Source organism: Pseudomonadota bacterium, assembly GCA_023229365.1.
Lineage (GTDB): Bacteria > Myxococcota_A > Polyangia > JAAYKL01 > JAAYKL01 > JALNZK01.
Window position 1 is genome coordinate 1 of sequence record JALNZK010000177.1, and the last position, 8316, is coordinate 8316.

An 8316-nucleotide genomic window follows, 5' to 3' on the forward strand; every position below is an offset into this window, starting at 1 on the left:
TCCGGCCAGAACGTCTATCCCTCGGACTACCGCTCCCCGTGCGAAGAGGCCTGTCAAAGTTCTTGCAGCGACTGAACAAGAGGGGAAGAAAGCGTCGAAACCGACGATCCCGCCGCCCCGCTACTCCAGGCCGATGTTCGACACGCTCACGGCGCCAGGCAACCGGGCGTTGCCGCGATCATTCGCGCGAGCTTCTCCCGCGCCTCGGGCGACAGCGGCGCCTCGTTGGCGCACATGTGCATCGCGGCGCAGGGCGGCGCCGGAGTGCCAGGCCAGGGCGTGTCGACCACGAGCCGCACAGGATGTGGGCCGGAGGCGTCGTAGATGTCGAAGGCCGAGTCCGATCTCGCTGGGGGCGAAACGCCTACGCGGCGTGCCGCGCTGAAATCTCGCCCGCCAGGCGGTCGATCGCCTCGTACTCGACCTGGTTCGGGACGCCCTTGGACATCACCGGCGTGAGCACCTCGACGTCGAGTCCGGACACCATCGCCGCGAGCTGCTCGACCGCCTTGCCGCCCCACCCGTAGGAGCCGATCACCGAGACGTACTTCGCCTTGGGTCGCAGCGCGTTGGCGAGCAGCGCGGCGTACGCGGCGCTCGGGTGTGGGCCGCCGAGCACGGTCGGCGTGCCGATGACCACCGTCGACGCGTCGACGAGAGCGCGCGCGAGCAGTCCGATGTCGGTCACCGCGAGGTCGAACACCTCGACGCCGACGCCGCGCTCTATAAGCGCCTCGGCCAGGCGCTCAACGAGGCGCCGGGTGCTCCCGTGCATCGAGACGTAGGGGATGACCGCCAGGTTCTTCGGCGCGCCCGACACCCACTCGCGGTACGCATCGAGGATCAGCGACGGCCTGGCGTGAAGCGGGCCGTGGCTCGGGGCGATCAACGCGATGTCGTAGCCGGCGAGCGTATCGAGGTGCTTCGCGATCAGCTTGCGAAACGGCATCATGATCTCGGCGAAGTAGCGCTTGGCCGCCTCGAGTACGCGCCCCTCGTCGACCGCGTACAGATCGCTCGTGGCGATGTGCGCGCCGAACAGGTCGCAGCTGAATAGGATCCGCTCCTCTTCCAGGTAGGTGACCATCGTCTCGGGCCAGTGGGTCCACGGCGTGTGGATGAACCGCAGGGTTCGGTCGCCGAGCGAGAGCCGCTGCCCGTCTTCCGCGAGAAGGAACCGATCGACCGGAACGCGCAACAGATCCGCGAGCATCGGCGCCGCCTTGGGCGTGCACACGACGCGGGCCTCCGGGTAACGCTCGAGCACCATCGGGATCGCGCCCGAGTGGTCCTGCTCCGCATGGTGCGAGACGACGTAGTCGATCCGCGGCACCTGCGCGAGCTGCGCGCGCAACGTGTCAGCCGCTGCGGCGTCGACGGTGTCCATGAGCGCCACCTTCTCGCTGCCGGTGACGAGGAACGCGTTGTAGCTCGTGCCGTCCGGCAGCGGGATCAGCGAGTCGAACATGCGCCGGTTCCAGTCGATCGCGCCGAGCCACCGCACGCGATCCGTGATCTTCCTGGTTTCCATCTTCAGCTCCTTTCGGCCTCGGTACGCCGCGCGCCATCGCGGTAGCCCTTGTAGTGCTCGTCGACCTCCTCCTCGTACCGGTGGGTGAGCATCGTCGCCGGGTCGAGCGCCGGGCAACTGGCGATGGCGCCCACCGGGAGATCGGTCACGACGGCCGACTCCTCGATCCGTATCTCGCGCACGAACTGCGGGAGGAGCAGGACCTGGCGACCGTCCCCGATGGAAACGACCACGTAGCGAATCGACCAAGTCTCCTCGTCGACGATGAAGTCCGAGATGCGGCCGACGACGAAATCGTCCGCACGCAGAACGAGCCCGGTTACGACCTTGGTCGTGCGCAGGTGCGGATCGAACGGCTTGCCGGCGGAGTTGACCGGCTCGAAACCCGGCGCGAGGAACGCCTCCGGTACTGAGGCGAGCGCCTCGCCGGCCAGGTCGACCGCCCAGTTGTGCCGGGCCTTGCGCTCCGCGCGTCGTTGCACCGCGATCGGCATGTCGGTGTCCGGCCGCGGGCTCCCCTTCACCTGCTCCCGGGAGAGCGCAACGCGGAGCTCGCGCCGATCCGCCAGCACCTCGGTCACCGCGGAGGTCGGCAGCAGCACTTTCCTCCCGGGAAGCCACCGCGCAGTGTCGACGACGACGTACCGGATCTCCCACGCCGCATCGTCGAAGTACAGCTCGCTCACCTTGCCGATCTCCCCGTCGCTCGCGCGGACCGTGAACCCGGTCAGCGCCCTCGCGCTCCTGAAGTTTTTCATGACTTCCTCCCTTCGTTTGCAAACGACCAACCCGTTTTCAGCCCCACCGCGAACCAGGTGAGCGCGGCGGCGCCGGCGACGAACACCGTATCGCCGAGCATCCGCAGCCAGCGCAGCGTCTCGATCGTCGGCTGCTGCAGGAACTCGGCGCTGCGCGCGAACCAGAGCCCCGGGTCGATGCTCGCCGCAGCCTGCGCGAGGCCGATGGGCAGGAGGCTCACGAGCACCATGAGCGCGAGCCCGCCGTTCATCGCCCAGAACGCGATCCGGAGCGGGCGCTCCTTCCACTCGCCGTCGGGCCCGAGGCGCCGCAGCACGAGCAGCATCAGCCCGAGCGCGAGCAGACCGTAGACGCCGAACAGCGCGGTGTGCGCGTGCACCGGCGTCGTGTTGAGTCCCTGCATGTAGTAGAGCGCGATCGGCGGGTTGATGAGGAACCCGAAGACGCCCGCGCCGACCAGGTTCCAGAACGCGACCCCGAGGAAGTAGCGCACCGGCCAGCGGTACTTCTCCATCCAGGCAGCGCCGCGCGACAGCTTGTACGTCTCCCACGCCTCGAAGCCGACGAGCGCGAGCGGCACTACCTCGAGCGCGCTGAACGTCGCGCCGACCGCCATGATCGAAACCGGCGTGCCGCTGAAGTAGAGGTGGTGGAACGTGCCCGGGATGCCGCCGACAAGGAAGATAGCGGTGGCGAAGAGCGTCGCCGTCGTGGCGGTCGCCGCGCGGACGAGGCCCAAGCGCGCGAAGATGAACGCCATCGCCGCGGTCGCGAACACCTCCATGAACCCCTCGACCCAGAGGTGCACCACCCACCAGCGCCAGTACTCCATCACCGAGAGGTGGGTCTTGGCGCCGTAGAAGAATCCGGTGCCGTAGAACAGGCCGATGGCGACGGCGGAGCCGGCGAACAGGAGCACGAGCTGCCGCATCCCGTCGCGCCGGGTGAGTGCCGGCCACAGGCCGCGCAGCATGAGGACGAGCCAGAGGACGAGGCCGACGAACAGGGCGATCTGCCACGCGCGGCCGAGGTCGACGTACTCGTAGCCCTGGTGCCCGAACCAGAATCCGGATTCGCCGGTCATGTGGCGCTGCACGGACATCCATTCGCCCGCGAGCGAGCCGAGCACGACGAGCACGAGGGCGCCGAACAGGGCGTTCACGCCGAGCCGCTGGAAGCGCGGCTCGCGCCCCCCGACCGCCGGCGCGAGGAACAGCCCGGCGGCGAGAAACGCTGTCGCGATCCAGAACACGCCGAGCTGCACGTGCCAGGTGCGGGTCACCGCGTAGGGGAGCCATTTCGAGAGCGGGATCCCGTACAGCGAGTTGCCCTCCACGGTGTAGTGCGCGGTGACGACTCCCGTGGCGACCTGGAGCAGGAACAGCCCGATGACGACCGCGGCGTACTTCCATACCGCCCGCATCGACGGCGTCAGCTCGATCGCGAGGAGCGGATCCTTCGTCGCGGGCTCGGGGGGCGGCTCGCGCACGTCGCGGAACCGCTTGTACCAGACGAGCGCGCCGATCCCGGCGACGAGTAGGACGATGCTTACCATCGACCACATGATGTTCGCCGACGTCGGTCGGTTGCCCACGAGCTCCTCGTGCGGCCAGTTGTTCGTGTAGGTGACGTCGAGCCCCAGACGCTCGGTCGTGCACGCCCAGGAGGTCCAGAAGAAGAACGCCGTGAGCGCGGCGCGATCCGCGGGCTCGGGCACGGCGTCGCCGTGGAGCGCGTACGAATCGCGCAGCTCGTCGAGGGAGGGGTCGCCGCCGAACAGCGCGTCGTAGTGCGCCGCCGTCTTCGCCATCGCCTCGGCGCGCGCCGCGGTGACGGTCAGCGTCTCGGTCGCCGTGTCGTAACGGTTCGCCCGCAGCTCGAGGCGCAGCCGCTCCTTCAGCCCCGCCTGCTCCTCGGGAGAAAGCGCGGCGAACGGCTTCCCGTGCCGCGCTGCCGCGTACCCATCGAGCAGCGCAGTCGCCTCGCGGTGCAGCCAGTCCGCGGACCAGTCCGGCGCCTGGTAGGCGCCGTGCCCCCAGATCGAGCCGATCTCCTGCCCGCCGATGCTCTGCCACACGCGCTGGCCGCGCAGGATGTCGTCGTGGGTCAGCAGCTGCGTGCCGTCCGCGGTCACGACGCGCGCCGGGATCGGCGGCGCCTGCCGGTACACCTCGCGGCCGAACAGGCCGAGCACGCTGAACGCGCCGACGAGCACGAGCGCGAGCGCGATCCAGAGCTTCCGGGTGTCACTCATGGCTCGCCTCCTCGGCGGCGCGGGGGAACAGGACGTAGTTCTCGAGGTGGATATGCCGCATCAGGTCGGCCTCGAGCCGCGCGAGGCCGCGGTACAGCTCGCGCCAGCTCGCGCACGCCTCGGGAGGCGCGACGAGGTCGTTCGTGAGCGCGCGCGTGCGGCGCAGGTTCTCGCCGTGGTCCTCGTGCTCGAGCATCATCACCTTCATCGGCATGTGCGCCGTGGCGCCGCGCCCGGCGCGGATGAGCGGGAACAGGATCTGCTCCTCCTTCGCGAGGTGGCTCTCGACGGCGGCGCCGATCGACTCGAGGTGCTCCACCAGGCCGCGCGGGCACGACGGCTTGTCGGCGTGCACCTGCTCCACCCGGCGCGCCAGCGCGATCAGCGCCGGCACGTCACGGCGCAGGGCAGCGTGGTACCGGTCGAGGATGTGGTCGATCAGGGCGTCGAGCGGACGGACGCGCCAGTCGACCTCCGCCTCCGGTCCCGCCTCCATCTGCGCGAGCTCGGCGCGAACCACGGCGGGATCGACCCCCGCCTCGGCGCACGCCTCGTCGAGCGGTCTACGTCCGTGGCAGCAGAAGTCGAGCCCGTAGCGGAGGAAGACCTTTGCTGCGGCCGGTTGTGTCGTCACGAGGTGCTCCAGGGTCGCTTGGGGTTCGCTCATGGTCGTGTTCCTCCCTCCCTCGCCTCTGGAGCAAGGTCGGTGCCAAAACGTATTATTAGGGACTGCAGCTAGTTAACGCGGTTGATGTAGTATTTACATCTGTCGCGATGTTGTCATATACACATCCCTGATGTATGCTTCACATCGTGGATCAGCTCGACACCCTGGTCGCCATCGCCCACGACCTCGCCTCCTCGGCAAAGGCGGAGGAGCGCAATCAGAGCCTGCTCGTCGCGTTGCGCCGCGTGATTCCGTTCGACGCAGCGGCGCTGTTGCGCCTCGACGGAGAACAGCTCGTCCCAACCGCGACGTTCGGGCTACGGCAGCCGGTCCGCGGCCGTCGCTTCTCGATGCGCGAGCATCCGCGGTTGGAGATCATCTGCAACTCCGAGGCGCCCGTGCGCTTCCCCGACGATACCGCCTTGCCGGATCCGTTCGACGGGCTGCTCGCGGCGGACACCAACGCCACCCTGCGCATCCACTCCTGCCTCGGCTGCGCCCTCCGAGTGCACGGCGAGTTGCTCGGCGTGCTCACCGCCGACGCGCTCGATCCCCGGGCGTTCGACGGCGTCGACATGCGTTTGCTCACCGCCGCCGGCGCGCTCGCGGCCGCCGAGATGAGCACGAGCTCGCTCATCGACGCGCTGGCGCGCACCGCCGAGCGCCAGGGGCGGATCGCAAGGGATCTCATGCGCGACGCGCTCGTCCTCACCGGCAGCCAGATTATCGGCACGAGCCCGGAGACCGAAAGGCTGCGCCGCGAGATCGAGCTCGTCGCCCGCTCCGACTTCACCGTGCTCGTCACCGGCGAGACCGGCGTCGGCAAGGAGCTGGTCGCCCGCGGGGTGCACAACGCCTCGCTGCGCGCCGAGCAGCCGCTCATCTACGTCAACTGCGCAGCGCTCCCCGAGACGCTCGCCGAGTCGGAGCTGTTCGGCCACGCGAAGGGCGCCTTCACCGGCGCCGGCGCCGACCGCGCGGGGAAGTTCGAGGTCGCCGATGGCGGCACGCTGTTCCTCGACGAGATCGGCGAGCTACCGCTCTCGGTGCAGCCGAAGCTGCTGCGCGCGCTGCAGGAGGGGGAGATCCAACGCGTCGGCACCGACCGCGCGATCTCGGTCGACGTACGCCTGATCGCGGCAACCAATCGCGTCCTCGGAGAGGAGGTGAAGGCCGGCCGCTTCCGCGCCGACCTGTTCCACCGTCTCAACGTCTACCCGCTCGCCGTGCCGCCGCTGCGGGAGCGCCGCTCGGACGTCCCGCTGCTTGCCGGCTACTTCTGTGATCTGGCCCGCCGCCGCCTCGGGATCGGTCCGGTGCGGCTCGCCGCGAACGCGGTCGACGCGCTCGAGGCGTACGCGTGGCCGGGCAACGTGCGCGAGCTCGAAAACGTGATCTCCCGCGTCGTGCTCAAGGCGTCGGCGTCGGTGCGACGCGGCGACCCGGTCATCCTGACGGCCGGGCACTTGCACTCCGAGCTGTCGAGCGACGGCGTCCCGCTCCCGAGCGCACCGTTCCCGCCGGCTGCGGCGCCGGTCGCCGGCCAGCCAATGAAAGACTTCGTGCGCGAGCAGCAGCGGTCGTTCTTGCGGCAGGTGCTCGACGCGCACGGCGGCAACCTCGCCGCCGCGGCCCGAGCCCTCGACATGGACCGTGGCAACCTGCACCACCTCGCGCGGCGGCTCGGACTGCTGCGACCGCAGAAGTGACGCGGGGTCAGCGAGGCGCTCGGCCTTCGCGCCAGAGTCTCTTGAAAAGCTCCAGGCTCTCCGGCGCGTGCCCGGCGAAGTGGTTGTTGAAGTAGGCGTGCACGTAGACGCCGTTGTCGACCGTCCCGCGTACGACCGGCACCCAGTCGGCGATCACCGCGCTACGGTCGATGACAGTCTTCTCCCACGTCTTCGTCAGCTCCTCGATCTTCTTGCGGTCGCCCAGGAAGCGCACGTACGCGAAGTCGGCGGTTGGGCCGCCGGTGAGCCTCGGCCACTCGGCAACGGTCGGCATCCACGCCTGCTTGTTGAAGTACGGGAACTGGAGCAGCACCGCCCCGAGCCGCGAGCCGAGCCCGGTGATCACGTCGAGGAACCGCGCCATGTCGTCGCCGACGTCGACGAGCGCCTTCTCGTGCGTGATGAGCCCCGGCGTCTTCAACGCGAATGTGAACCCCTCGGGCGTGCGGCTCCGCCATGCCTCGACGTTCGCGCGCGTCGGCATGCGGTAGTAGGTCGCGTCGACCTCGACCGTGTCGTAGACGGTGACGTAGTGCTCGATGAACCGCTCGGGCGCCGTACCGGGCGGGTAGAACGGCCCGACCCAGTCCGGCGAGGACCAGGAGGAGGTGCCGAGGCGAAGCCCTGGGATCGGCAAGGACACACGGGAACTATAGCCCACGGCCGCTGCGCGAGCCCGGTCTTCCGCGTCCCACTTCAGGAGGAGCGAACAGACCCCGAGCAGGTTCGTCGCAGCCTCTCGGGCGTCCTCCCTTGAGTACTCCACGCCCCAGTGCTCTCTCGCGAACGCGATCATGTTCTCGATGATCTTTTCGGTGACGTGCGGCTCGTCCATCTTCATGCCTCCTCGTAGGACATTTCTGGCAGCGCCCGGTGATCGGGTACGGGCTTGAGGACAATACCCGCTCCCCCACGACTGCAATTCCTGCGACCGTTGCGACGGTGCTCCGTCACGGCCCCAAGGAGGAACAACATGTCTGAGGAAGCGAAGCCCGCACGCGCCAGGAGACGCAGAAGACCCTTCCGCATTACCGGAGAGATCGTCCCGCCCGGAACGTTGGCGCCGAACAAGAACCACCCCGCCGCGGAACTCCCAGATGGCAAGACCAGACGCGAGGCGTTCATCGACGCGCTCGGCGACGCGCTCGCGGAGCTTGTGCGGCCGAAACCTGAGGTGTAGGCGCCTCGTCGTCCTCCAGCCGGAAACTGGAGATGAGTGAAAGTGGATTTGTCCGTCTTTCACGCAGTGGTAAGCTTGGGCCTCCGGGGGTGATCATGCCCGAGCGTCTTCGAGCTAAAAGCAGTGCCAGCACCGAACTCCGGCGCAATCCAAAGGGTGACGTCTACGCCCGCGTGGTCGACGGGGTCGTCGAGC

At 68.8% G+C, this 8316-nt stretch carries 7 protein-coding genes; 2 read left to right on the forward strand and 5 right to left on the reverse strand.

Annotation, left to right across the window (positions count from 1 at the left end; genetic code table 11):
- Positions 1-364: 364 nt before the first annotated feature.
- Genes M0R80_29815 through ytfE form a run of 4 tightly spaced genes read right to left on the reverse strand, consistent with a single transcriptional unit; the run spans position 365 to position 5211 of the window.
- Complete coding sequence (locus tag M0R80_29815; GenBank protein ID MCK9463836.1) at positions 365-1531, reverse strand: FprA family A-type flavoprotein; 1167 nt, start codon at positions 1529-1531, stop codon at positions 365-367.
- Between the two features lie 2 nt (positions 1532-1533).
- On the reverse strand, positions 1534-2289 hold the full coding sequence (locus M0R80_29820) for a PRC-barrel domain-containing protein (protein MCK9463837.1): 756 nt from the start codon (positions 2287-2289) through the stop codon (positions 1534-1536).
- Entirely contained in the window at positions 2286-4544 is a 2259-nt protein-coding gene (locus M0R80_29825; GenBank protein MCK9463838.1) for a nitric-oxide reductase large subunit, read from the reverse strand. Before M0R80_29825 ends, M0R80_29820 begins: the two co-directional genes overlap by 4 nt.
- Entirely contained in the window at positions 4537-5211 is a 675-nt protein-coding gene (gene ytfE / locus M0R80_29830; GenBank protein ID MCK9463839.1) for an iron-sulfur cluster repair protein YtfE, read from the reverse strand. The genes M0R80_29825 and ytfE overlap by 8 nt, the downstream gene beginning before the upstream one ends.
- A 134-nt stretch (positions 5212-5345) precedes the next feature.
- On the opposite strand from ytfE, the gene norR reads away from it, so the two are divergent.
- Positions 5346-6920, forward strand: coding sequence for a nitric oxide reductase transcriptional regulator NorR (norR, locus tag M0R80_29835; protein MCK9463840.1), 1575 nt, complete (start codon positions 5346-5348; stop codon positions 6918-6920).
- A 7-nt stretch (positions 6921-6927) separates the two neighbouring features.
- Here norR and M0R80_29840 read toward each other — a convergent pair whose 3' ends face one another.
- On the reverse strand, positions 6928-7776 hold the full coding sequence (locus M0R80_29840; GenBank protein MCK9463841.1) for a DUF72 domain-containing protein: 849 nt from the start codon (positions 7774-7776) through the stop codon (positions 6928-6930).
- 138 nt (positions 7777-7914) lie between these two features.
- Here M0R80_29840 and M0R80_29845 point away from each other — a divergent pair, with 138 nt between their 5' ends.
- Positions 7915-8121: a hypothetical protein gene (locus M0R80_29845; protein ID MCK9463842.1), complete on the forward strand. Its 207-nt coding sequence runs from the start codon at positions 7915-7917 to the stop codon at positions 8119-8121.
- Positions 8122-8316 lie beyond the last annotated feature (195 nt).